Annotated in this window: 23 protein-coding genes; 8 read left to right on the top strand and 15 right to left on the bottom strand. The window is 50.6% G+C overall.

What is annotated here, in order from left to right:
• Nucleotides 1–86: 86 nt before the first annotated feature.
• A complete protein-coding gene (locus ACM9J1_RS01470; RefSeq protein WP_415580087.1) occupies nt 87–1,616 on the bottom strand; it encodes a YifB family Mg chelatase-like AAA ATPase in 1,530 nt (509 codons plus the stop codon).
• 136 nt (nt 1,617–1,752) lie between these two features.
• Between ACM9J1_RS01470 and ACM9J1_RS01465 the strand changes: the two genes are divergently transcribed.
• Both ACM9J1_RS01465 and ACM9J1_RS01460 read left to right on the top strand, forming a co-directional pair.
• A complete protein-coding gene (locus tag ACM9J1_RS01465; protein WP_415580086.1) occupies nt 1,753–2,232 on the top strand; it encodes a hypothetical protein in 480 nt (159 codons plus the stop codon).
• Nucleotides 2,222–2,422, top strand: coding sequence for a helix-turn-helix transcriptional regulator (locus tag ACM9J1_RS01460; protein ID WP_415580084.1), 201 nt, complete (start codon nt 2,222–2,224; stop codon nt 2,420–2,422). The genes ACM9J1_RS01465 and ACM9J1_RS01460 overlap by 11 nt, the downstream gene beginning before the upstream one ends.
• Here the strand turns inward: ACM9J1_RS01460 and ACM9J1_RS01455 are convergent.
• The 11 genes from ACM9J1_RS01455 to ACM9J1_RS01405 all read right to left on the bottom strand — a co-directional run bounded on the left by ACM9J1_RS01455 (nt 2,419) and on the right by ACM9J1_RS01405 (nt 15,224).
• The gene (locus tag ACM9J1_RS01455) at nt 2,419–4,686 is read right to left on the bottom strand and encodes a TonB-dependent receptor plug domain-containing protein (RefSeq protein WP_415580083.1); all 2,268 of its coding nucleotides are present in this window, start codon (nt 4,684–4,686) and stop codon (nt 2,419–2,421) included. The two genes, ACM9J1_RS01460 and ACM9J1_RS01455, sit on opposite strands and share 4 nt — an antisense overlap.
• Nucleotides 4,683–5,585, bottom strand: coding sequence for a FecR family protein (locus ACM9J1_RS01450; RefSeq protein WP_415580082.1), 903 nt, complete (start codon nt 5,583–5,585; stop codon nt 4,683–4,685). The genes ACM9J1_RS01455 and ACM9J1_RS01450 overlap by 4 nt, the downstream gene beginning before the upstream one ends.
• Before the next feature lie 2 nt (nt 5,586–5,587).
• Nucleotides 5,588–6,115 (bottom strand): sigma-70 family RNA polymerase sigma factor, encoded by a 528-nt coding sequence (locus ACM9J1_RS01445; RefSeq protein WP_415580081.1) that lies wholly within the window; start codon nt 6,113–6,115, stop codon nt 5,588–5,590.
• A gap of 68 nt (nt 6,116–6,183) precedes the next feature.
• A complete protein-coding gene (locus ACM9J1_RS01440; RefSeq protein ID WP_415580080.1) occupies nt 6,184–7,614 on the bottom strand; it encodes a hypothetical protein in 1,431 nt (476 codons plus the stop codon).
• A 130-nt stretch (nt 7,615–7,744) separates the two neighbouring features.
• Entirely contained in the window at nt 7,745–9,748 is a 2,004-nt protein-coding gene (locus ACM9J1_RS01435; RefSeq protein WP_415580078.1) for a protein-disulfide reductase DsbD family protein, read from the bottom strand.
• Nucleotides 9,745–11,046 (bottom strand): tRNA lysidine(34) synthetase TilS, encoded by a 1,302-nt coding sequence (gene tilS / locus ACM9J1_RS01430; protein ID WP_415580077.1) that lies wholly within the window; start codon nt 11,044–11,046, stop codon nt 9,745–9,747. The genes ACM9J1_RS01435 and tilS overlap by 4 nt, the downstream gene beginning before the upstream one ends.
• 32 nt (nt 11,047–11,078) lie before the next feature.
• On the bottom strand, nt 11,079–12,266 hold the full coding sequence (locus ACM9J1_RS01425; RefSeq protein ID WP_415580076.1) for a DUF3570 domain-containing protein: 1,188 nt from the start codon (nt 12,264–12,266) through the stop codon (nt 11,079–11,081).
• Between the two features lie 15 nt (nt 12,267–12,281).
• On the bottom strand, nt 12,282–12,503 hold the full coding sequence (locus ACM9J1_RS01420; RefSeq protein ID WP_415580075.1) for a DUF4266 domain-containing protein: 222 nt from the start codon (nt 12,501–12,503) through the stop codon (nt 12,282–12,284).
• Entirely contained in the window at nt 12,500–13,447 is a 948-nt protein-coding gene (locus ACM9J1_RS01415; RefSeq protein ID WP_415580074.1) for an FAD:protein FMN transferase, read from the bottom strand. Before ACM9J1_RS01415 ends, ACM9J1_RS01420 begins: the two co-directional genes overlap by 4 nt.
• Nucleotides 13,434–13,865: a thioredoxin family protein gene (locus ACM9J1_RS01410; protein WP_415580073.1), complete on the bottom strand. Its 432-nt coding sequence runs from the start codon at nt 13,863–13,865 to the stop codon at nt 13,434–13,436. The genes ACM9J1_RS01415 and ACM9J1_RS01410 overlap by 14 nt, the downstream gene beginning before the upstream one ends.
• Before the next feature lie 69 nt (nt 13,866–13,934).
• Nucleotides 13,935–15,224, bottom strand: a complete 1,290-nt coding sequence (locus tag ACM9J1_RS01405) for an anthranilate synthase component I family protein (RefSeq protein WP_415580444.1) — start codon at nt 15,222–15,224, stop codon at nt 13,935–13,937.
• A gap of 170 nt (nt 15,225–15,394) precedes the next feature.
• On the opposite strand from ACM9J1_RS01405, the gene ACM9J1_RS01400 reads away from it, so the two are divergent.
• Nucleotides 15,395–16,282 carry a DUF4349 domain-containing protein gene (locus ACM9J1_RS01400; protein WP_415580072.1) on the top strand — a complete coding sequence of 296 codons (888 nt, stop codon included), beginning with the start codon at nt 15,395–15,397 and terminating at the stop codon, nt 16,280–16,282.
• A gap of 81 nt (nt 16,283–16,363) precedes the next feature.
• Here the strand turns inward: ACM9J1_RS01400 and ACM9J1_RS01395 are convergent, their stop codons facing one another.
• The 3 genes from ACM9J1_RS01395 to lpdA form a co-directional block, all read right to left on the bottom strand.
• Entirely contained in the window at nt 16,364–17,704 is a 1,341-nt protein-coding gene (locus tag ACM9J1_RS01395) for a hypothetical protein (RefSeq protein WP_415580070.1), read from the bottom strand.
• Nucleotides 17,701–19,122, bottom strand: a complete 1,422-nt coding sequence (locus tag ACM9J1_RS01390; protein ID WP_415580068.1) for a choice-of-anchor B family protein — start codon at nt 19,120–19,122, stop codon at nt 17,701–17,703. Before ACM9J1_RS01390 ends, ACM9J1_RS01395 begins: the two co-directional genes overlap by 4 nt.
• Nucleotides 19,123–19,209: 87 nt before the next feature.
• Complete coding sequence (gene lpdA, locus ACM9J1_RS01385) at nt 19,210–20,613, bottom strand: dihydrolipoyl dehydrogenase (protein WP_415580067.1); 1,404 nt, start codon at nt 20,611–20,613, stop codon at nt 19,210–19,212.
• Nucleotides 20,614–20,731: 118 nt separating this feature from the next.
• Here lpdA and ACM9J1_RS01380 point away from each other — a divergent pair, with 118 nt between their 5' ends.
• The 5 genes from ACM9J1_RS01380 to ACM9J1_RS01360 all read left to right on the top strand — a co-directional run bounded on the left by ACM9J1_RS01380 (nt 20,732) and on the right by ACM9J1_RS01360 (nt 24,705).
• Nucleotides 20,732–22,699, top strand: coding sequence for a T9SS type A sorting domain-containing protein (locus ACM9J1_RS01380; RefSeq protein ID WP_415580066.1), 1,968 nt, complete (start codon nt 20,732–20,734; stop codon nt 22,697–22,699).
• 67 nt (nt 22,700–22,766) lie between these two features.
• A complete protein-coding gene (locus ACM9J1_RS01375) occupies nt 22,767–23,396 on the top strand; it encodes a hypothetical protein (protein ID WP_415580064.1) in 630 nt (209 codons plus the stop codon).
• 30 nt (nt 23,397–23,426) lie between these two features.
• Complete coding sequence (locus tag ACM9J1_RS01370; protein ID WP_415580062.1) at nt 23,427–23,723, top strand: winged helix-turn-helix domain-containing protein; 297 nt, start codon at nt 23,427–23,429, stop codon at nt 23,721–23,723.
• Nucleotides 23,724–23,770: 47 nt separating this feature from the next.
• A complete protein-coding gene (locus ACM9J1_RS01365; RefSeq protein ID WP_415580061.1) occupies nt 23,771–24,406 on the top strand; it encodes a DUF1361 domain-containing protein in 636 nt (211 codons plus the stop codon).
• The gene (locus ACM9J1_RS01360; protein WP_415580059.1) at nt 24,406–24,705 is read left to right on the top strand and encodes a hypothetical protein; all 300 of its coding nucleotides are present in this window, start codon (nt 24,406–24,408) and stop codon (nt 24,703–24,705) included. The genes ACM9J1_RS01365 and ACM9J1_RS01360 overlap by 1 nt, the downstream gene beginning before the upstream one ends.
• Nucleotides 24,706–24,713 lie beyond the last annotated feature (8 nt).

The following is a 24,713-nucleotide window of genomic DNA, read 5'->3' as shown; positions in this document are numbered from 1 at the left end:
GTTTTTGATTGTTAATTTCTTAGAAACGCAAAACGGGCGGCTATTATTTTAACGGATGCCAAAAGTATGCGTAATGGTTGGACTGTTCAACCCAGCCAGCCTTCCCGATCGAGGCTTCGGTACTGTATGGCTTCGGCGATGTGCTGCGCCAGTACGTTTACGCAGTCATCCAGGTCGGCAATGGTCCGCGCCACTTTCAGGATACGATCATAAGCACGCGCAGAAAGGTTCAGCCGATCCATGGCTTGCTTGAGCAATTGCAAAGAGGCTTCGTCCAGCACACAAAATTCCCGAATGTGTTTCGTATTCATTTGCGCGTTGTAATGGACGTGGTCAAACTTGAAAAAACGCGTTGATTGGCGTTCTCGTGCCCGGATAACGCGCTGCCTGATTTGGGCACTGGTTTCACCTTTCTGTAGGTCCGACAATTTCTCGAACGGTACCGGCGTCACCTCGATATGGATGTCGATCCTATCGAGCAGCGGGCCGGAAATCTTCCCCATATAGCGACGCATTTCAGACGGATTCACCGGTGTATCGCCATCATTGAAAAAGCCGCCCGGGCTCGGGTTCATGCTGGCCACCAGCATAAAAGACGACGGATAGGTCACGGTAAACTTCGCCCGAGAAATGGTGACTTCGCGGTCTTCGAGCGGTTGCCGCATGACTTCCAGGACATCACGCTTGAACTCCGGCAATTCGTCCAGAAACAGTACGCCGTTGTGCGCCATCGAAATCTCGCCGGGCTGCGGATAGCTGCCGCCACCCACGAGCGCTACATTGGAAATGGTATGGTGCGGGCTGCGGAAAGGACGCTGGCTCATCAACCCGACCGATTTTAACTTTCCGGCTACACTGTGGATTTTGGTGGTTTCCAACGCCTCGCGCAGCGTCATGGGCGGCAGAATGCCCGGAAGCCGTTTCGCCAGCATGGTCTTTCCGGCACCGGGCGGCCCTATCAGGATGATGTTGTGCCCGCCGGCCGCCGCGATTTCCATACAGCGCTTAATGGATTCCTGCCCTTTCACGTCGCTAAAGTCAAACTCCGGATGGTCGAGTGCGTTGAAAAATGCCGTGCGCGTGTCAAACACTTCAGGTTCAAGTAATGATTTCCCTTCGAAGAAATCGAGGACTTGCTTGAGGTTTTCGACACCGAATACGTTAATGCCGTCAACGATGGCGGCTTCGGTGGCGTTGGGCTTCGGCAGGAAAAAACCTTTGAAGCCTTCTTCCTTGGCCTTGATCGCGATGGGCAATGCACCGCTGATGGGTTGCAGCGTGCCGTCTAGCGAAAGCTCACCCATGATGATGTATTGGTTCACGTCCTTCGCAATGATCTGGCCGGACGCCATCAAAATCCCGACGGCAATCGTCAGGTCATAGGCCGAACCTTCCTTGCGCAAATCGGCGGGCGCCATGTTGATGGTGATTTTTCTTCCGGGCATTTCCAAACCGTTGTTCTTCAGCGCAGCCGCTATCCTGTAACAACTTTCCTTGATGGCGTTGTCGGGCAAACCCACCAGATGGTACCCGATTCCTTTATCTGTATTGACTTCAATGGTGATTGTGGTGGCTTCCACACCAAATACCGCACTACCGAAAACCTTGACGAGCATGACTTTAAATTTACCGCATTTTAGCGCTTATCATCCAAATCGGGATACGGCTAAACCGCAAAATTTCATAAATAAAAGTAAAATAAAATTGACTTTATGTAAAGTTTGTTTTACATTTGGACAAATTTACTTTACCATGAAAACACATTTCCTTTTTCCGCACCGGTACAAGTGGCTGGGCTGGCTATTGTTTTTACCCGCATTGGCGCTGGCGGTGTATCTTTTGGCTTCGGGCCAACCATACGATGAGTTGTGGACCGCGAAAGTATTTGCGGCGGCATCGGACGAAATTCTGGGCAAGCACGCCTTCTTTTCCGTCATCGAAAATAACATTTCGGACGAATTGATCCTAATTGGGTTGGTTGTCGGTGGCTTGCTCATCGGGTTTTCTAAAGTCAAAAACGAAGACGAACTCATCGCACAAATCCGGTATGAAAGCCTCGTTTGGGCCGTGTATGCGAACTTCGGTGTGATGTTGCTTGCCACAATCTTCGTGTACGGCATGTACTATTATCACGTCATGCTCGCCAATATGTTCACCATATTGCTGTTCTTTGTCGTGCGGTTCCACTTGATGCTGTACAAACTCAATAAAACCCTCGGCGATGAAGAATAACCTGAAAGTACTGCGGGCTATGGCCAATGTGTCGCAGGCCGAACTCGCCGAAAAAATAGCGGTCAGTCGGCAAACCATCAACGCCATGGAATCAGGAAAGTACGTGCCTTCTACGGTGCTGGCCTTGAAACTCGCAAAATTCTTTAAGAAGGAAGTCGGCGAAATTTTCCAGTTGGAAGACGCAGACTAGAAGTTGAGCCGGAGGAAGAAATTCGGTGTAAAGCCCAAAGAATGGTAATCCCGCGCAACGAATCCCGATGTGGCGACATCGAAGACATCGGCGGCATCGCGGTCAAATTCCCGGCTGATGACGGATCTTCGGTCGTAGAGGTTCAAGACCGAAATCCCAACTTTCCCGGATTGCATACCGTTCCAACGGAAGGTGTACGAGCCGGACACGTTTAACCGATGGTACACCGGCAAGCGTTTGCTGTTGAAGGCGTTGACTTGTCCGTCGTCATCAAGCGTGCTATAAGGTTTTCCCGTATTCCAAAACCAGCCCACCGACGCCGACCAATTTCCCCATTGCTTGAAATAAGATACCGTAACGGCATGGGTGATGTCCGACGAAATCGGGAAATAGTTGCCATTTTCGATACCACCATATCGGTTCTGCGAATCCTGGAACGTATAGGTCAGCCACATCCGCCAAGACGGCGCGCTCTTTTGCAACAAAACATCGAAGCCTTTGGTAAAACCCTCTCCGCGCCGGACTTGTGCATCATAGCGGTGCAGAAAACCGAACGTACGTGAGGTAACGCCGTCCAGGGTTTTGTAATAAAGGTCGGCATCCAGCAGAAAAGTCTTCGATTTAAAAGTCAATCCGGCTGTGACTTGCGACGCGGTCTGCATCGGGTCATCATCGCCGGCGAGCACCCAAACGTAGTTTTCCAGGCTCAAATCGCTGGCCGCATTTTCCCTGACCTGGCCGATGATCTGGCTCCGGCGTTCATAGGAAATCTGTGCGGTGAAGTGGTTGTCAAAACGCTTTTGTACCGAAAGTCGCGGCTCAAACGAGGATTGGGACAAGACATTGATGTAGCTCCAACGGCTTCCGGCGAATATGATCCAATCCATGGGCGTCCATTTTACGCCTGTATAACCCGCGTGAGATACATTCATGCGGTGTTGCTGGTCCAGTTCCACTTCCAGTCCGGGAAAACGGTTCAAAAAGACATGCGAAAAATCGTTGCCGGACAACTGGTAACCGAATGTCAGCGAGAGATCGTCGCGCCAAGCATACGCATAGTTGGCTTCCACGCCAGAATCGACCGCGCGGTTTTTCTTGACGAACCACTGGTAATTGCCCTGCGGATAGCGTTTGTTGTTTTCGTAGTGGAAGGTATAGGCTGAATAATGCACCAACAATTCCTGACGCAGCTTCCCGAATCTGTGTTGCCAGCTGCCCGAAAACCCATAGTTGCGGATGTCCATTTTCTGGTTGCTGACAATGGTATCCGCCGATGCGGAGAAATCGAGATGGTTGTCTATCGCGATGCCCGAAAGGGAAATCTTGTCGTTGTCTGAAGGTTGCACAAACAATGTGGCCGAATAATCCTGGAAGCCAAACTGGTTGTCGTCGTCGAACTTCCGGAACCGTGTATTCTGGAACACCTTTTCGGCCAAGGCGTTGAATGTTGGCGTTTGCAGCCATTCGGTGTAGGATTTCCTGCCGGAGATCTGCGCGCCGATTTTCCCGCTGATCGGGATTTTCGCCAGCACACCGGCGTTCAATCCGTTGATGCCGGCCGAAAAAGCCAATGAATCCATTTGCTGGGCCGTGTGGATATCGATAATACCGGATACGCGCTCGCCGAATTTCGGGTCTGCGGCCTTGTTGTAAAAATCGACTTTCTGCACGGCGGCAGCGTCATAGCCTGAAATCATCCCAAACAAATGCCCTGGATGATACAAGCGGATGCCGTCCCAACGGATGAGATTCTGGTCTGGCGTGCCGCCGCGGATGTGCAAGCCGCTGGCTGTTTCGTTCGGGCTTTTGACACCGGGCAATTGCTGGAGCGAAAAAAGCAAATCCACATCGGTTACGCCCGGAAGTTCCTCGATCTGCCGGGGCGACAACGTAAAACAACGCGAGGTCTTGCCGATGCCTTTGGAAAGGAATGCTTCCACGAGAATGTCATCAAGTTGTTGGATGGCTGGCGGCTCGCGGTGCGAAAGCGCGTAATAGCGGTCTGAAATCCTGATGACCGACAAACCGCATTGTGTTTCCATTTCGCTGTGCACATCGGCCAAGGTGTAACTTCCGGGTTTCAAGGCAAACGCTTTTCCGGACACCACGCTGTCTGCGTAAGAATAGCGAATGTCAAAAGTCTGCTCGATGGTTTGCAGTACGCGGGCCAGATCGGCATCCTGATACGACAAGGTTTTTCTGGCCGGCGTTTGTGCCAGCGCCTGTATCGCAATCAGACAAAATAGCCACGCGCGTATCTTCATTCAGAAAGGACGATTTTTCCGGTGGCTTTAGTGGGTTTGAGTTGCATCGGGACGCACACCGACTGCAACGCCATATCGAGATTCCTGTGCGTAAACGTTCCGGTAAAGCGGATGTTTTTTACGGATTCAGGGCAATCGATCACCACGCCGTATTGGTTCTCGAGCGCCGACAGTACGGCCTCCAGCGGCATGTTGCGGAACGACGATTCCTGTTGCGCCCAACCCGGTTTTGCGACGTCGGTCTGCCAACTTTCGGAAGCGCCGTCATAGAACCGGATGGCATTTCCCGGTGTGAGTATGACCGTATCGTTCTCGTGGCAAACTTTTACTTTGCCTTCAAAACACGTGATTTCAAACACGCCGTCGCGCACCAATACGTTGAACTTCGTCCCGAGCACGGTGACCGTGCCTTGGCTTGTTTCCACCGTAAAACGCTGGCCTTTCGTGACCTCGAAATACGCTTCGCCGTCTAGGGTCAAATTCCGGTTCATCGCAAAAAGATTCGGATAGGAAACCGATGACTTCGCGTTCAAACGCACATGTGAATAATCTGTCAGTGCCAGATCGCGCGCTTCGCCGAAACTTGTTTCCGCGGAATTTGAAAAGACGAATACGTTGTACAACCCGACCAAAAGCAACACCGATGCGGCCACGGCAATGTAGGCGTACAACCTGACCACTTTCGGGCGGTGTTTCCGGTCCAACGCGGCGGCTTTCTTGGCCTTGACCGACGCGAAATTCGCATCCATATCCGGCACGGGCAATTCAAGCGCGGCCAGCGAATCCTTTAGTTTCCGGTAGGCTTGAAAATCTTCGGCGGAGACTTTGGCGCGCAAGTCGTCGTCTGTCAGGTCGCCGGCAAGCCAACCGGCCAAGAATGTTTCGTCGTCCTTCTTCATAATCAGACATTTGGGATTACGGCACGCAGGGCAATCAAGGCCAGATGCATGCGCTTTTCTACGGTTTTGACGGAAATGTCCAGCAATCTAGCGATTTCCGTATAGGATTGGTTTTCGAACCGGTTCATTAAAAATACGGTACGTTGTTTTTCGGGCAGGTTTCCGATCGCGGTTTCGAGACGCGATTTCAACTCGTTTTCGACCAACAGAAATTCCGGGGATTCTTGATGCGCCGCCTGCGGTTTCACACGGAAACTGAAATCAGACACGACCTTATCATGCTTGATGGCGTTGAGCGACAACCGGATGGCCGTGGTGAACAGAAAGCTTTTGGCCTGTTCCGGTTTCAAGATCGCACAATTTTCCCAGAGAATCACAAAAGCGTTCTGCGCAGTGTCTTCGGCGCGTTCCAGATCGCGGAACCGGAATGCGAGGAAATTGCGCAAGAGCTTGAATTGCGCATCGAACACGTCGCGAAACACTTTTTCGCTACACAATATTGCCGTGGAATTATCGGTGGGTGCTGCCATGCTTTAAAAACCATTACCACACACCTTTTCAGATGTGTGGCAACGGCACTTAATTACCAATTTTTAACTTAGTTACAATCGTTGACTACGGCTTCGAATCCGGCGAGGTTCGAGATCACCAGCGTCATGCCGCCTGTCGTGATCGTTACCGGGTACACGAATGCAGGAATCGATGCCTGCGCCGGGAACCAGTACTGAAGGACGTCGCCGTCTGAATTTGCGGTGATGACTTGGCCTTGATGCTGGATCAGCACCGGATAGGAAATGTTGAAACAGCTGCCGAGTGTGTTGCCGAAGTTGTTTTGGGTCACGCCGCAATCGATGAAATCAGCCTGTGTAAATCCGGCACATTCGGCCAAACAGGCGTTGCTGAATTGTTGCAAGCCCAACGCCGTCTGTACACAAACCGGGCTGAAGTCTGTCGGGCAAGTACTCGCACAATCCACACCGCAGTCCGGTGTAGTCCATTGCTGGGACAAATCGCAAGGCGATGCGCCGTTGAGGATGCTTACGGTCATAAAGTCCGAATTCTGACCGGTATGGAACCAACTGTCTATGTGCACCGGAAGGTCGGCCAGATTGAACGTACCAACCAATTGGTTGCTCGCGTTGTGCACCTGGAATTGTGTGGCTTGTGTGTTGACGTAGTCGAAATCAACGGTAAGTTGGTAGCCTGTATTGGTGCACTCACCAACGGTTACGACAAGGTTTGAGATGCTGCATGGGTCGCCCGGATTGCAATCCACTAAATCGCTTTGCGAATAGCCGGCGCAAATGGCATAACACATATTTCCGTAAGTGATGACACCAACTGGCGTCTGCACGCATACCGGCATAAACTCTTGTGTACAGATGCAACTGTCGCAGTTGTTGATCATGTCGTAGAATTCGTAAATGTTGTTTACCGTCACGACAGCACCGCCATACAAAACCTGGACAGGAAAATTGATCTGTACTTGGCCGTTTGCCGGCGCATCCAAATACGCATTGAATTGTTCGACAGTCGTAATCTCGAACGTTCCGTTTGGTGTGGTGACCGATACGGGAAATACGATGTCAAAACAATAACTTGTTTCAAGATCATCGTTCCAGGTGCTGAATCCGCAATTGATGAGCAAAGTGATGAATTGTTCTTCGTTTTCGATGGTTTGCACCGCGCCTTCCGACGTGACCTGAAACGGGAATGCAATGCCTTCCACATAAAGATTGGACGACTCGCCTTCCAGGAGCGCCAGCAATCCAGCGAAATCAGTCACGGTGACCGATGTGCCGTTGCTGAGCGATAAGGTAATCGGGTAAACGAAGTTGAAGCACAACGCGCTGTCAGCGGCATCGCGGCCGGTTGGATTGTTGGCTTTCTTGATTTCGTTCAAGGCCGTGCGCAGGGCGATGCTTTTCTGCGTCGTTGCATTGTTGTCGATAGGATCAGAATCCGAACAAGAATACAAAGTCACCGCAGAAACGGCCAGGAACAGCAAAAGGAGTTTGATTGTTTTCATACAATTTTAGTCTTTAGGTTTCTGTTTAGACAACCGAAAAAACAGACACCCTACTTTTCTTTTCGAAAATAGTCAAAAAAAATCCCGGACGACAAACTTCCGGGATTGCAATTCGTTTATTTAACGTACGTCATTTCTTGAATTTACCGATGCCATCGCGAAGCCAGGCCAGATAATCATCCGCATCCGGTGCGTAGCCAATCGGTTCATTCAGTTTTTGCTCGTTCAGGTCGGTCAACACATAGTACGGTTGCGTATTGGTCTGGTAACGCGAAATGATGAAATCGCTCCATTTGTTGCCGATGGTTTCGACTTTCCGCCCGGTGACTTTAGAGACATACTGCTCGTTTTCCGGCAACGGACGTTTGTCGTCCACGTACAGCGAAATCAACACGACGTCGTTCTTGAGTACTTTCAGGACTTGTTCGTCCGACCAAACATTTATTTCCATCTTGCGGCAGTTCACACAGGCGTAACCGGTGAAATCGAGCATGATGGGTTTGTTTACTTTCTTGGCGTACGCGAAGCCTTTTTCGTAATCGTTAAACGTGACAATACCATGTTCGCCGAATTTTGCACCGTCGGGCAACGCTTGCTCACTATCGGACTCAGCGCCACCGCCAAATCCCATTGGGCTTTCACTGTAAGTCTGCGGCGGCGGAAACGCACTGATCAACTTCAGCGGCGCACCGAACATGCCCGGAATCATGTACACCGTAAACGACAGGATGAGCAATCCGAGCAACAACCGGCCAACCGAAATACTGCTCAGCGGGCTGTCGTGCGGCAAGGTGATTTTACCCAGCAGATACAATGCCCAGGCGCCGAATACGGCAATCCAGATCGCCAGAAAAACCTCGCGCTCCAGCCAGTGTGCCTGCAATACCAAATCGGCGTTAGAGAGGAACTTGAACGCAAAGGCCAATTCCAGGAAACCGAGGGAAACTTTTACGGTGTTGAGCCAGCCGCCAGATTTCGGGAGCGAATTGAGCCAACCCGGGAACATCGCGAACAACATGAACGGCAAGGCCAGCGCGAGCGAAAAGCCGAGCATGCCCACAACCGGCGCCACGCCACCTTTCGAGGCCGCCACTACGAGCAAATCGCCTACGATGATGCCCGTGCACGAAAACGATACGATGGCCAAGGCGAGCGCCATAAACAAAATGCCCACAATGCCGCCGCGGTCTGCCTGCCGATCCACTTTATTGGCCCAGGAATTCGGGAGTACGATTTCGAACGCGCCGAGGAACGAAATCGCAAAAACCACCAGTAACACGAAGAAAATAATATTGAACCATACGTTGGTGGACAATGCATTGAGCGCTTCGGCACCAAAAATCGCCGTGATGATACTGCCCAGCAAGACGTAAATCAAGATGATGGACAACCCGTAGAAAATCGCGTTGCGGATACCGGCCGCGCGCGTCTTGCTCTGTTTGGTGAAGATACTTACCGTCAATGGAATCATCGGAAATACGCACGGCGTCATGAGTGCGGCGAAACCGCCCAGGAACGACAAGAAAAATATCGTCCAAAGACCTTTTTGCTCCTTGCCCTTGACAGGTTCTGTCACCGCTACCGTCTTCGCTTTCACGTCGGTTACAGCCGGTTTTATTTCTGGCGATACCGCATTTTCTATGGTCACGGTATCTGTGCTGGGCGGTGTGGTTGCCGCATTCGACGAGACTGGAATGTCAAAGGTCAATTCCTTGAAACCGTTGATGCAGGCCGTTTGACAGACTTGGTAATCGATGGACAACTTTATTTTAGCCAACTTCGGATTTTTGATTTTCACCCGCTGCTGCAACTTGAACGACTTCTCGAAGAAATATTCGTCGACTTCGAAAACGTCGCTATACAATTTCTTGTATGGGCTTTCCTTGGTTTTGCCGATGAGTTCATAATTGCCCTTTGTGTCATGGTATTTGAGTTCCATCGGGAGCGAACCGCCGTCGGGCGTAAATTGCGAATACACGTGCCAGCCTTCATCGATTTTGGCTTCAACCACTAAATTAAACTCCGTATCTGATATTTTCTCGGTGCGGCTTTTCCATTTTACCGGTTCGACGATTTGTGCCATCGCGGCCAGCGAAACGAGCAGGAACAATAAGGTAAGGCTTGCTTTTTTCATAAAGAAATTTCGAGTATGTGTTGTGTTGTTTGGGTTACTTTAAAACGATTGTCTTGTCTATGGCCGACGATCCAGACGATATCATCGCCGGAACACAGCAGCCAGGTTTTTGATTTTTCGTGTAGTGAGAACTTTTCGTCCTTGAAAAACTTCCCGACTTTTTTGCTGCCGTTCATGCCAATGGGTTGGAAACGGTCGCCCGGTTGCCACTTGCGCAAGGTCAGCGGCCATTGCAATTTTTCTTCGTCCACAAAGATACGTGTTGGCGCGGTTTGCGAAATGACGGCTGCCCGACAAAACGACATCTTTATTGGATTTTCAATTGCTTTTGTATCTTTTTCGATGGTAAAAACCTGAATGTCAAATCCTTGACTTCGGAACAATTCCAGCACGTCGCGGTCTTTGAGCAGCGTAAATTCCGGCGCGTGTACTTGCTTTCCGGAGTTGGCGTCGGGCAGTGCATAGAGGTCATCCCATGCCGTAAAACCGAAATCCCTGAGCCATTGGTACAGATACGCGCGGTAATTCGGCAACCGTGTCAGTTCGGACAATTTGAACAATATTTTATCGTCAAGTTCCAAAGCCACTTGTTTGTACACCAACTTCGCGGCATCGGCAATGAGCGATTGCGATTCCCGAAGGTGCGCCTGCGTCTCGAGGAACGAATCCAAAAAACCGGGCTTTATTGTTTTCAAAATCGGAACGACATCATGCCGAATCTGGTTCCGAAGGTAAGCATCCGAAGCGTTGCTGCTGTCTTCACGCCAATCCAATCCTTGTTGCGTCGCGTAGGATTCGATTTCGCTCCTCGAAAAAAACAACAATGGCCGAATGACTTTCCCGTGCACCGCCGGAATGCCCGCCAAACCGTCTATTCCGGTGCCGCGGGACAAATTGATCAGGAACGTCTCCAGGTTGTCGTCGGCATGGTGCGCCGTCAGCAAAAAGTCCAATTGATTTTCCTGCAACAGTTCCGCAAACCACGCATACCGCAATTCCCGAGCGGCCATCTGGAGCGACACCTTCATCTCACTTCCAAAAGCCTTCGTATCGAACTTCGCCGTAAAAAACGGAAGGCTTTGTTCCCTGCAAAAGGATTCCACGAATTGCCGGTCTTGGTCACTTTCTGCGCCACGCAGGCCAAAATCGGCGTGGGCAAGAGCGATATCATGCCCCGACCGGAGCAACAGGCTGCACAGTGCCATGCTGTCCAGCCCGCCGCTACAGGCGATGAGCAACCGCTTTCCGGAAAGAAACGGAAAGTACGCGGCCACATGTTTTTGGAATGCGTCAAGCATGCCCAAAAATACGGGATTTTATCGGTACGGCATCACTTGTATTTCAGGTTGATGCTGATGATGTTCGCCGACATCGTATTGCTCTTGTCGTAATGGCCGTATCGGATTTCCAACGTGTTGAAATGCTTGATGCCAAATACGCCGTTCACCGGGGTAAACTTGATGCCTGCGCCGAAGAAATTGGCCGTGAACCGTGACAAGTCATAGTTGCTGGTATAGAATTCATCGGCCGCAGTGTGCCTCTCGAAGCCGTCGAAATACTTGGATTCGGTCTGCGAATAGAATCGATAGAAAGGACTGACCGAGATGAACGACGTCAATTTCAGCGGCACTTCCAGATCAAGTGTATGGGCGTTGATGCCCCAATCGTCTGTATAGTAACGGTAGTAGCCGCGGATGATGACGTTGTCGCCCAGGAAGTAACTGCCACGTACGCCAATCGGGATTTTCATGCGCGTATCGGGCAATTTCTCTTGATTGACCGAACCATCCGTAAAATAGACACGGTGGAAAGGCAGCCCGAGGTAACCGCTTTGCGTGACGAATTCGCCAACGAACATCAACTGGAAATTCTTGTTGATGACCTGCGCCCAACTGAGTGAACCGGCGAATGTGTTGCGCGATTCGCTCGGGTAGCCGCCGTCTTCGTCAATCGTTCGGAGTTCCAATGGCTTGATGATCTTGATCTGGTCGAGGAACGCCTGGAACCGCGCCGTGAATTCGCCGTTGCGGTCTTTGGTTTTCTTGGAGTAGCTCACGTTACCGCCGAAAGATTGGTAGTCAAACTCACTCGATGACGAAACGCCTGCGCTGAACGTCGTGCCTTTTTCCTCGTTCTCGAGCGCATAGGTCAAGGACGGATAAAAACGGTTGTCTTTTGACGATGCCGAGGAATTTCCGGCCAAATCGATACGGTCTGACGACGCAGAGGTGTAATGGTCTACCCCTACTTCCACATCGAGCGTGTGTTTCTTGCCGGTACTGCCGTACTTGACCAGTTTGACATCGATGGTGTTGGAAATATCAGTCAATTCTTCTGTGCCGATACCGCCGGTAACCGCTGAATTTTCGCCGTCTTGCTTGTAGTAACTCGACACCAGGTTGATCTCGTCGATCTTCAATTTTTGGCTTTTGTAACTAGTTGAATCGGTCTGTTGCGTCTGGGAATACGCCTGAAACATCAGCATCAGGGCGAATCCGGTAATGATTCTTTTTTTCATGCTTTGTTTTAAGGTTTAGTTACAGCCGCAGCCGCCGCCTACTTTGCCGCCATTGGCACCCGAAGCGCCTTCGCGGTAGGATTGGAAACTCATTTCAGTTTTCTGGATTTTCCGGGTGGAAAGTACCATTTCGGAGTCGTTGAGTTTGGCCTTTTCGTACTCCTTGACCGGCGAACAAGCTGCCGCCACGGCGCAAACACCGGCCAAAGCCATCGTTTTCTGGATTGTTTTTTTCATGTGAGATTGATATTACGGGAAGTATATAATTTGTTGTGGTCGTCAACGATCAGGCAATACAAGCCTTTGATTTGGTTGACCAGATATAATCCGGCCTCGATGCCCATGACGGCAATCGGTGTGGCCATGGCATCGGCGAACTCGGCATTGTCTGCAATCACCGTGACGCTTTTGATGCCCGTAATCGGCATACCGGTTTTGGGGTCGATGGTGTGCGAATATTTCTTTCCGCCGATGAGGACGTATTTTTCGTAGTTGCCCGACGTGGCCACGGCTTTGTTGGAAATACCCAGGTATGAAAATGCGCCTTCCGGATGGTCGGGGTTCGCGATGCCGATGGTCCAGGGTTTTCCGTCGGGCTGGCAACCCCAAGTCGTGAGGTCGCCGCTGGCGTTGATGATACCGCCTAGCACGCCGTTTTTCCGGAGCAGTTGCTTGGCCATTTCGGCCGCATAACCTTTCCCGATGCCGCCGAACCCGATGCGCATGCCTTTTTCCTTGAGGAAAATCGTGGTGTTTTCGGCGTCCATGATGATGTTGCGGTAATCGATCAGGTGGACCATTTTCTTCGCGGTTTCCGCATCGGGAAGCGCCGTCATGTCTTTGTCGAAATTCCACAGGCTTTTGTCGATGCTCCCGTAGGTAATGTCGAACGCGCCTTGCGTGACCTGTGATATCGCGATGCTGCGCTGGACAAGGGCAAACATTTCTTCATCAACTTTCACCGGCCCAATGCCCGCCATCGCATTCACCTGGTTGGTCTGGCTCGTGTCCGCGAAAGTCGTCAGCAAACGCTCAATCCGACGGATTTCTTCCACCGCCATATCAATATAGGCTTCCGCGGCCGCGGCATCACCTTCCACGACCGTGATCGTGAAGTTATTGCCCATGAGTTTGAGCGACCGGGAAAATTTTTCGAGCGTCACGGTTTCAACGGTTGGCATCGCAAACGGCTTTTACTTCCTTTGTCCAGTCCTCGACGCTGCTTTCCGGCTTGCCTTTCCAGGTTTTCAGGACTTTGCCGTTGGCATCGAGCAGCAGTGTCAATGGAAAATCGCCGTATTTGTTGTATTTCTCGGCGAGCCCATCGTTGCGTTTGGCCAATTCCGGTGACAAGGCGTTTTTCTTTTTGCGCGGGAAATCCGCATTGACCAATACGAGATTGTCTTTGGCCATCGCCGCAAACGCTTCGCTACCGATGTAATCGCGGTGCATCAGGATACACGGCGCACACCAGTCTGAACCGGAAAAATTGAGCAGGATGAGTTTGTGTTGTTCGGCCGCCGTTTTCTTGGCGTTCTCAAAATCGGTTTCCCATTGGATCGGGAGCGAAAAAATCAAAAGCAGTGCAAGTAGTTTCATTGTTGTTTTTTTTTTAAACAGCACAATGAGAAATTACCCCAGTTATTTTCAGATTTTCTTAAGCGAACCTTAAGAATCGCCGCTTAAGACCTTGCGCATCGCACTGGCTTTCAACAGGCATTCGTTGTATTCCTGCTGCGGGTCAGACAAAGAGGTAATGGCGCTGCCGACCGACAACGAAACATAATTGCGATGTTGGTTGTACAGAATCGACCGGATGACGACATTGAAATCGAAATTACCGTCGGGCGTGAAATAGCCGATGGCGCCGCTGTACAGGCCGCGCTTGGTGTCCTCCAGTTTTTCGATGATCTGCATGGCCGAAATCTTCGGGGCGCCGGTCATGCTGCCCATGGGAAACGTGGTCTTCAGGATGTCTTCAGGCGCGGCATCGCTTTGGGAAACGACGGTCGAAATCAAATGATGGACTTGCCTGAAGGCATACGCGCCACATAATTCCTCGACGTTTACGGAGCCTTTTTCGGCTGTCCGCGACAAATCGTTGCGCACCAAATCAACAATCATGATGTTTTCCGAACGCTCTTTTTCGGAAGAAACCAGTTCCGATTTGATGCGCGCATCTTCTGCCGGATCAACACTGCGCCGCGCCGTACCTTTGATGGGTTGTGAAATGATTTTGTTTCCTTGTTTGCGCAAATACCGTTCGGGCGAGGCCGACAAGGCATACTGGTGGTGGTTTTTCAGGAAAGCGGCAAACGGCGGCCGGGAAATCGCGTTGAGCTTAAAAAATGTAACCAACGGATCGATCTGGGCATCATCGGCGAAAAATTCCATACAGAAATTCGCTTCGTAAATGTCGCCGCGGTGGATGTGCGCCAACATGTCGGAAACTTTATCGAGATAACCGCTTTGGGAAATGCGCGGCTTCACAAAAACGGGAGCCGCGGAATCGTTAGCGGACAATGGGTAATGGGTAATCGCATCGAAATCTCCGTCGGCCTCATCGTCGCACATCTTCAGATAGTGGGTTTCCAACCGATTTCCGTTCAGCAGGAACAATTTCTTGGGCTGGAAGAAAAACAAGTCGGGGAAATCCAAGCCATCAAAATTGGAAGAGTGCAAATCTTCGATGTCGTTCTTCAAATCATAGGACAAATAGCCGAAAAGCCAATCCCCGGTATGCCTTCTATACTGAGACAAGTCTTCAAACGCATTGCCGCTGTCCGTCCGGATCGACGTCAAGGCATCAACGGCGAGCACCGCATCAAACGATGTATAGGCTTGCGGAAAGTCATTGCTGTCCAGGAAAATTACTTCGCGGAACTGCTGCGCCCATGCCAGGAGTTTTTCCTTGAATGCGGTGGCATCGTCTATATGTCGGGTTACGGAAGTCCTCAAATCGAAATCGGAAAAGCCCAAAATTAAACCTTTCGCGCCCAACCCAAAATTTTTGGCACCATTTTTAGTGGCGCCCGAAAAACATAAAATTCAGCCTATTGCGCAAAATTACTTCGCCCCGCCTTTTTTGGATCCGTAATTTTTAAATAGTAACCATTAATCTGAATTTTATGAAAACACTTCCAACAATGGGCGTGGCCCTACTCCTTCTGGCCGCGTTTGCGTGCGCCAAATCCGGCGAGAATGCCGAAGCGGCCGAAGAGGCCAAAACCCTTGCCTCGTCCTCGGCAGCTTCCACAACCAACGACCAAGGTCGGCAATTCATCCGCACCGCCGACATGAAGTTTAAGGTCAAGGATGTCGCACAATCCACGTACGCCATCGAGAACACCGTCCAGAAATTTGGCGGTTTCGTGACGCACACCAACTTGCAGAGCGTCGTTTCACAGCACAAGGAAACCCAAGTCAGCCCAGACAGTACGCTGCAAACCACCAAATTCACCGTCGAGAACAACCTCACGTTCCGCGTCCCGAACCACAGGCTTGATACGGTTGTCAAATCCATCGCAAAACAAGTAGATTATCTCGATTTCCGCGTCATCAAGGCCGAGGACGCCAGCCTACAACTCCTGGCCAACAACATGGCGCAGCACCGGACAGACGCACACCGCGACCGGATGCAGAACGCCATCGACAAACAACCACGCAAACTCAATGATATCGCCAATAGCGAAAACGACCTGCTCGACAAACAGGAAACTGCGGACAACACGAAACTGGAAAGCCTTTCCTTGAAAGACAAAGTCGCGTACAGCACCGTTACCTTGGCGCTTTACCAGAATGAAAAAGTAAGGCAGGAATTGGTCGCGAACGAAAAAAGCGTGAACGCCTACAGGCCGCACATTGGGCTGCAGATTTGGGATTCGTTCAAGACCGGTTGGTTCATCCTGGAAGGCATCCTGGCGTTCATTGCGCAGTTATGGAGCCTGATCTTGCTGGCGCTCATCGGTATTTTCCTATTCCGAAAATACAGCCGCAAAGCCAAACCGGCGTTGTAGTTAAAAAAGACAAACCACGAATTCGCGAATTTTAACCCATTCGTGAATTCGTGGTTTTACTTATCTTGAGGTGAACGCGGCTTACCGCAAACGCAGCAGCCATAAGTCGTTCATGCCTTTGTTACCCGGAACGTCGGCGTCGGCGCTTTGTGATTCGCCGGTAATGACAAAACCATCGGCCATTTCGGTCACGTCTGTCGCAATATCAATCCCAGAACCACCGTAGGTTTTTTGCCAGTGTTGTGTGGTGTTGGCGAAGTTGTCTATCTGGAACAACCAGAAATCATTCTGGCCTTTGTTGGTATCGGTGCCCAAGTTGCCGCGGGTATTGCCGGCCACGACGAAATTCCCGTCGCGCGTTTTCCGGATGGCAGACGCCACGTCATAATCGCTTCCGCCGAAAGATTTCTGCCACAACAAATCGCCATGGTCGTTGATGTGCACGATCCAGGCATCGAAATTACCGAGGCTTGCGGTGACATCGCCATCGGTGCTGTTGGAACGCCCGGCAATCAGGTAAGAATTGTTGTTGGTCTTGACGATACCGAACGCCTGGTCAATGCCCGAACCGCCATAGGTTTTCTTCCAATGCAGTCCGCCGTCGGCATGCAACATCACCACCCAATAATCATAGCTTCCGTGGCTGTCCGTCACGTCGAAATTCTCGCTTTCGGTGTAGCCGCACATCAAGATGCTGCCATCGTTGGCTTCTACCACGTCGTTGACGCGGTCGTTCATCGTACCGCCGAAATAACGGAACCACGAGAAACCGCCGTCGGCCGTCAACTTGATGCCGAAGAACTCGCCCACGCCGTGCTGTACGCTGCGCATGGAATGGCCTTCGCCGTTGTTGGTGACCGAACCGTCGATGCCCGCAAAATCTGCATAACCGGCGACAAAATAGCCCCCGTCGCGCGTTTGGATAATCTTATGGGCGTGGTCGTGGCTCATGAAGCCGTAATTCTTGCTCCAAATGATGTTGCCGTTGCCGTCAATCTTCGAGATGTAAAAATCGTGCATCCCGATGTTTGCGGGCACGTCGCCGTCCTGGCTGCCGCTGTAACCGGAAATGATGTAGTTGCCGTCGGCTGTGGCCGTGATGCTCGTACCGTAATCGTCCTGCGCGCCGCCGATGGTTTTGGTCCAGACCAAGTTGCCATTGGCATCGAAACGCGAAAGCCAGATCTCAAGCGATGCGTGCGATTTGATGACGTCGCCATCGTCGCTGTCGGTGTAACCGATCACGATCAGGCCGCCGTCGGGTGTGGCCACCGATGTCCCGATGTGCTCGTCATGGCTGCCGCCGAATGTTTTGCTCCAGACTTTTTCCCCTTCGAAACCCATCGGCTCGTCCACCGGATCGGACGCGGAACAGCCAGCCAAAAGGCTTGCGGCGAATACAAGAAAACTCAGTTTTTTCATTGCTTGATCATTTTCCTGACAAGGATGTTATTGACTTTTACGACGTACATGCCTGGCGCCAGATCTGCGATTTCAAAACTGAAATCGGATGAGGAAAGCCCGTTAAAACTCTTTATTTCCTTGCCCAATATGTCATACACGGCAACGGTTTCGATAATTCCCGAAGCAGAAATCGTGGTGACATCCACAGCCGGATTCGGTGCAATTTTAAGCGTATCGTCGCCTGTGAAATCAGTCAACCCTAACGCGGCACCTTTCCTGACGATGAACAATCCGCGGTCAATATCGCTGATGATGATGCTGCCACTCGGAAAGTACGGATACACACTCCACGCGCCGTTGAACGTGGCATTGTTGTTTCCTGGAAACGTGTCAAAAAAGCCTTGCTCTTCCAGGTTACCGTTGTCGATATCGGCCGTACCGATGATGCGTAGTCCGGCGGTATAATTGGCCAGGTAAAATTTGTCGTTCAACACGAAACCGTTGTGGTCAATGGCCTCGGTCGGGCCGAAATACTCGCTGGACCAAACCGGGTTGTCCAGGTCACTCATGTCTATCACGATTGAGCGCGAGTTGAATCCAAAATCGAGCTCGTCAATCTCGTCGCCCAAAATCCAATACCGCTGATCTGGCGTGGTCCAGCCTTGGTGGGTATAACTCGTATTTGGGTAGAAAAATTGAGAGATCAGCGACGGGTTGGCCGGGTCGGTTACATCTACATAAACGACCTGATCTTCGTTGGCACCGATGAAGATTTCCTTGCCGATGTGGTCTATATCGGGTCCATTGTACGTGATTACCTGAGCGTCGTGCGAATAGCCCATATCGGCGTAGCCTCCAGCCAATACTGGGTTGAGTGGGTTGCTGATGTCTACGATGTGCGGCCCGCCGCCAAACGTGCCCGTGCCGTTACAATACGCATAGGCTTTCTCTTCGTTTATCGTAATGGTGTGGCAATTCCCGAAGCCGGTATACAATGCATCGACGGCAAACGTCTGTGGCGTGGTCACCGTCCGAAGTCGCGTCAGGTCGAAAATCTGGAGCCCGTGACCGCCTGCCTCACTAACGATAAACGCGTAGTTGTTGTATACTTTCATTTCGCGCCAGATGCTGGCCACGTTGTTGGTAGATGGCAATTTACCCTTGTATATCGGATTGACCGGATCGGTGATATCGACAAACGCCGTGTGCGTCGAACAACCCATGATGGCGTATTCGCGTCCGTTGAGCGGGTCGGTCCAACCCCAACAACTGCTGCCTTCGGTGTTGGCGTTTCCGCCCATGTCAGGGAAGTCGACACGCGCCATGAGGTTGACGTTGCTGCACGGATAAGCACCAGCGAAACCGCCGGTACAAACGGTTTGCGCGACGGCGAAATTCAAGGTAAAAGCCAAAATGGCCAAAGTAATTCTTTTCATAGTCAGTAGATTAAGCAACAAGTTTAAATAAAAATCCGCAAAGCCCGTGAAAGACCATGCGGATTTTTTTTATGCTCTTTAAAAGTTTCAAGAATGGATGGAACGCTTGTCGGTGGCATCGAGCGCCGCTTCCTTAACGGCTTCGGCGTATGTTGGGTGTGCGTGCGACATGCGGGCGATGTCTTCAGCGGATGCCCGGAATTCCATGGCGGTTACCGCTTCGGCGATCAAATCGGCCACGCGCGCGCCAATCATGTGGACGCCCAACACCTCATCGGTCTTGGCATCGGCCAATATCTTTACGAAACCGTCTGTATCGCCGCTGGCACGTGAACGCCCGAGTGCTTTCATCGGGAACGAACCGGCTTTGTACGCCACGCCTGCTTCCTTCAATTGCTCTTCGGTCTTGCCTACTGCGGCGACTTCCGGCCACGTATATACAACACCTGGAATCAGGTTGTAATCGATATGTGGCTTCTGCCCTGCGATGATTTCGGCTACCATCACGCCTTCTTCCTCGGCCTTGTGCGCCAACATGGCACCGCGCACCACATCGCCGATGGCATAGATGTTCGGCACGTTGGTCTGCAAATGGTCGTTCACTTCAATTTGGCCACGGTCGGTGATTTTCACGCCAGCCTTTTCGGCAGCCAAACCGTCTGTATACGGGCGACGGCCTACCGATACGAGCGAATAGTCACCTTCGAGCGTAATGGTTTCGCCTTTGGCATTGTCGGCCTGTACGGTCACTTTCTCGCCTTTGGCTTCCACCGATTTCACTTTGTGCGAGGTGTAGAATTTCATGCCTTGTTTCTTCAGGACTTTGGTGAGTTCTTTCGAGAGTGCGCCGTCCATGCCCGGAATGATGCGGTCCATGAATTCAACCACGGAAACTTCGGCACCCAACCTTAAGTAAACCTGACCCAGTTCCAGCCCGATCACGCCGCCGCCGATGACGATGAGGTGTTTCGGGATTTCATTGAGTTTCAAGGCTTCGGTAGAAGTGATGATGCGCTCCTTGTCGATTTTAATGAAGGGCAATGTGGACGGTTTCGATCCGGTGGCGATGATGGTGTTTTTCGCCTCGATCACTTCCGATTTCTTGCCGTTGGTGACTTTGATGCGCGTCGCATCCTCAAACGAGCCGACGCCTTCCATCACCGTGATTTTATTTTTGTCCATCAGGTATTTGATGCCCGATACGTTCTGGTCAACGACTTCACCTTTTCTTTCGATCATGCGTTTGAGGTTCGCTTTTACGCCGCCCTTGATCTCGATGCCATGGCCTTCAAAATGGTGCACCGCATCATGGTAATGGTGGGACGAATCTAAAAGCGCCTTCGACGGGATGCAGCCCACGTTGAGACACGTGCCGCCAAGGGTTGGGTATTTTTCGATGATGGCGGTCTTGAAACCAAGTTGTGCGCAACGGATGGCAGATACGTAACCACCTGGACCGGAGCCGATAACGACGACATCAAATGAATTCATGCAGGATATGGATTAGTTAATACGATGATTTTTGAGTTGCACAAAATTACGAGTTTTTGCGTGGTGATGGGCGTTGTCGCGCAAATTATTTTTTTATATTTATCGGAAAATCACCGCTATGAAAAAAATATTACTATCCATTTTGGCGCTTTTTGCTTTTTGCCGTGGTGAAGCGCAGTTTTTTGAGGGATTTGAGGGAACGACTTTAGCTAATCAAGTCACCGGACAATGGACACTCAGCTCCGGAAACTGGCTGGTATTCGACAACGGTGTCGGGCTTAATCAGCAATGGACAACCATCTCAGCCGTCACCTTCCCACCGACGGTTTATGAAGGAACAAACGCAGCTTACATCAACCGTGAAAACATAGGCCCTGATAACATTGGACAAGACTGGCTGGTTACACCTGCGGTAACTGTCGGTCCAGACTACGTGCTTACCTTCTACACGCGGACGACCATTTTCGGCGACCAAGGTACCGATTATCAGATCTTGGTATCGACCACTTCGCAGAGCGACCAATCCAGCTTTGTCCCAATTGTGCTTTGGAATGAAAGTGACTTGACGGCCGCATACAATATTTATGAACAGAAAGCAGTATCTTTAAGTGCCTATGCCGGGCAAAGTATTTATATCGCATTTATGCGGCGTTTTCAGCAATTCGATGCGCCATTGAGCGGTGACCGCTGGCTTGTGGATAATGTTTCAGTAGCCGAAGGGTCGCCGGGTGAGAATCAATCTGTCAATACTATCAATGGGACCGTATCTTATAATGCTGACGGCAATGGTTGTGACAACGACGGCGTGAATGCCATCACCATTGCTGCCGACAACGGCGCCTATACATTTTACAAGCAAGCATACGACGGAACCTACTCGATGACTGTATTGGGAAATAATTTTACAGTCTCGCCGCACAATTATCCAAGCATATTCAGTCCTATGCCGTTATCTCACACAATCAATTTTCCCGGAAGCGGTAGTTCGGCAACTGCAGATTTTTGCTTTGTGCCCAGCGGAGATTTGATTTACGATGTCAGTGTCGAAATCATCCGCCTTGGTTCGCCGCCGCGTCCGGGATTTGATTGCGCTTACAAAATCATCGTTACAAACCATGGCCATTTACCGGAAAGTGGCACAGTAAATTTCAGCTTTGATGAATCAATCCTGGATGTCATTTCAGCATCAATGTCAGGTAATATTACTGCCGGAAACGTAAGTTGGGACTTTACCGATTTGTACACATTCCAAAGGAGGGAATACGTTGTTATACTCAATTTGAATTCGCCCGTAGAAACGCCGGCCGTCAATATCGGGCAACAAATCGAGTTTATCGCCAGTGCCTCGATACCGGTTGATGATGTGATTGCGAACAATATTGCGGCGCTCAAAGAAACTGTGGTTGGATCCTATGACCCGAATGATAAATCTGTAAATGAAGGAGCAACGATTACCCCAGACCAGATCGATGACTTCCTGCACTATGTCATCCGATTCCAAAATACAGGAAACGCCAGCGCCGAGTTCGTCAGGATTACAGATGACTTGAGCAACAATCTTGATTTGACTACGCTGGAAATCGTTTCCTGGAGCCACGACGTCAGGCTGTCGCTGCAAGGCTACCGCGCGGAATTTTTATTCGCCAACATCAACCTGCCGCCAACTTCCGAAGATGAACCGGGCAGCCAAGGTTATGTCGCCTACAAAATCAAGCCTGTCGGCGGACTCGAATTGGGCGATTCGATTTCGAATACGGCGAAAATTTATTTCGATTACAATTTCCCGATTATTACCAATACGGTAACGACAACCGTTACGGCGTTGGGCGTAGGCGAAACGGTGACCGATAATTTCAGCCTCTATCCTAACCCTGTCAAAAATAGCTTGACGATTTCGATGCTTAATAATGCTGCGGTATCGCGCATCTCAATCTACAATATGCTCGGGCAATTGGTCGAATCAATCACGCCGGCTTTTGAAAACGGTTCAATGAGTGTTGATACGGATGCCTTGAACACCGGAACTTATTTCATGCAGTTTGTTACAAACAACGGCGCGACAACAAAAAAAATCATGAAGCTGTAATTTTTTCTCATAAACTATTGCACAATAAAATGTTTATCATTTACTTTGTTTTTCAAAGTACTTTACTATGGATGACAAAAAATACCTCGACGACCTGAAGAACATCCGGGAAATGATGGACCGCTCTACGCAATTCATTTCTCTGAGCGGACTTTCGGGTGTATTGGCCGGCGTGTATGCGCTCATTGGCGCCTTCTTCGCGAAGCAAATCCTGAACAGCCATATGCAGCGCGGGTATGATTACTCCGGCTATGTCACCTTGGAAAGCGACACCTTCCGGAACATCATGGCAATGGCAATCGGCGTATTGGTATTGTCGGTAGGAACGGCGCTGCTGATGTCCCGGATAAAAGCCAAAAAGAACGGGCAAAGCCTTTGGAACGCTACTTCTAGAAGATTGGTGATCAATTTCCTGATCCCGCTGGTGACGGGCGGCGTGTTTGCACTGCTCCTGCTCCGTCATCAGGTGTACGGGTTGATTGCGCCGGTCACGCTGATTTTCTACGGATTGGCATGCGTGAATGCCAGTAAACATACCTTCCGCGACGTGCGCTACTTGGGAATCACCGTAATTCTCCTTGGATTGATTGCCACCGAATATTCCGGATACGCATTGGAATTCTGGGCACTCGGATTCGGCGTTTGCCACATCATCTATGGCGGTATCATGCATTTTAAATATGAAAGGAATAATTGACGATTGCCCATTGTCGGTTATTTTTGCACCGTGAAGAACATCATCCAACATATCAACAAGGCCTTTGACCATCGGATCCGGTTGGGCATCATGTCTGTCCTGATGGTGAACGAGTCGGCCGACTTCAGCACGCTCAAGGAATTGCTCGGTGTGACCGACGGCAACTTGGCCAGCCACATCAAGGCGCTGGAATCGGAAGGCTATGTGGGCGTGGAAAAACAGTTCATCGGGAAAAAGCCCAACACCAGTTACCACGCGACGAAAATGGGCAAACAGGCGTTTACGGCGCATATCGATGCGTTGGAAAAATTAATCCGGAAAGAATAAATCTATTTTTTTGTTGTTTAACTTTGAAATACAAAGTACTTTTAAATATGATAACCTCGCAAATCTTCAGCAAACAAAAACAGCAAAGCCTCAGCCTGCTCGCACTTTTCAGCTTTATGCTGGTGGCGTTCCGCATCATCCTGACGCAACAAGTCTTCTACGGATTCTTGATCTTCAATCTCTTTCTGGCCACCGTGCCGTTTTTGATCGCGTGGGTTTGGGCGACGACCTGGAAACTGCACCAACGCAAACTGTGGCTGTTTTTCGGGACGGCACTCTGGCTTTTGTTCTTGCCCAATGCGCCGTACATCGTCACGGATTTCCTGCATTTCAAAAAAGAATCCGCCATGCCCGAATGGTATGATGTCTTGCTGCTGGCGTCCTTTTCCTGCAGCGGTCTCGCGTTCGGTTTCACCTCGCTCCAGACGATGGAGGAAACCTGGACGGTCCGATTCCATCAAAAGGCTGCAACTGCCATGATTTTCCTCGCCTGTATGCTGTCCGGGCTGGGCATTTACATGGGCCGTTTCCTACGCTACAACAGCTGGGATATTGTACACAAACCCTTTCAATTATTGCTTGATTTGCCGCCGCTGCTCCTACAACCCAGAGCAGTTGGGTTTTCTTTAGGTTACGGTATTTTCTTTTTCCTTTTCTACCGCATTTTCAAGACCAACCCGTGATGCATACCAAGAATTACCACAGTCAGGCCGGATTGTACGCGACGCTCCTCGCCTACGGCACCTTCGCCTTTGCCACGCTGATTGTCGTGCTCAGGTTGTTGTTGCCCGAAAATAAAAATCTTGTTTCGGCTACCGGCTATTTCACGCTGATGGCGGCATCGGCCAATACCGTATTGCTGCTTTGGCTCTGCTATTACTGTGTCGTCCGTTCGGGGTATCGCTCCTATTACGCACACAAAATCTTCCTGCTGCTCTGCAACATTCCTGTGGCCGGGCTTTACACCCATATTGCATTTTAACCACCAAT

Source organism: Flavobacterium longum (genome assembly GCF_965137575.1).
GTDB classification, from domain to species: domain Bacteria; phylum Bacteroidota; class Bacteroidia; order Flavobacteriales; family Flavobacteriaceae; genus Flavobacterium; species Flavobacterium longum.
Note: the sequence above shows the minus strand (reverse complement) of the source record. Positions and strands in the feature narration are given on the sequence as shown.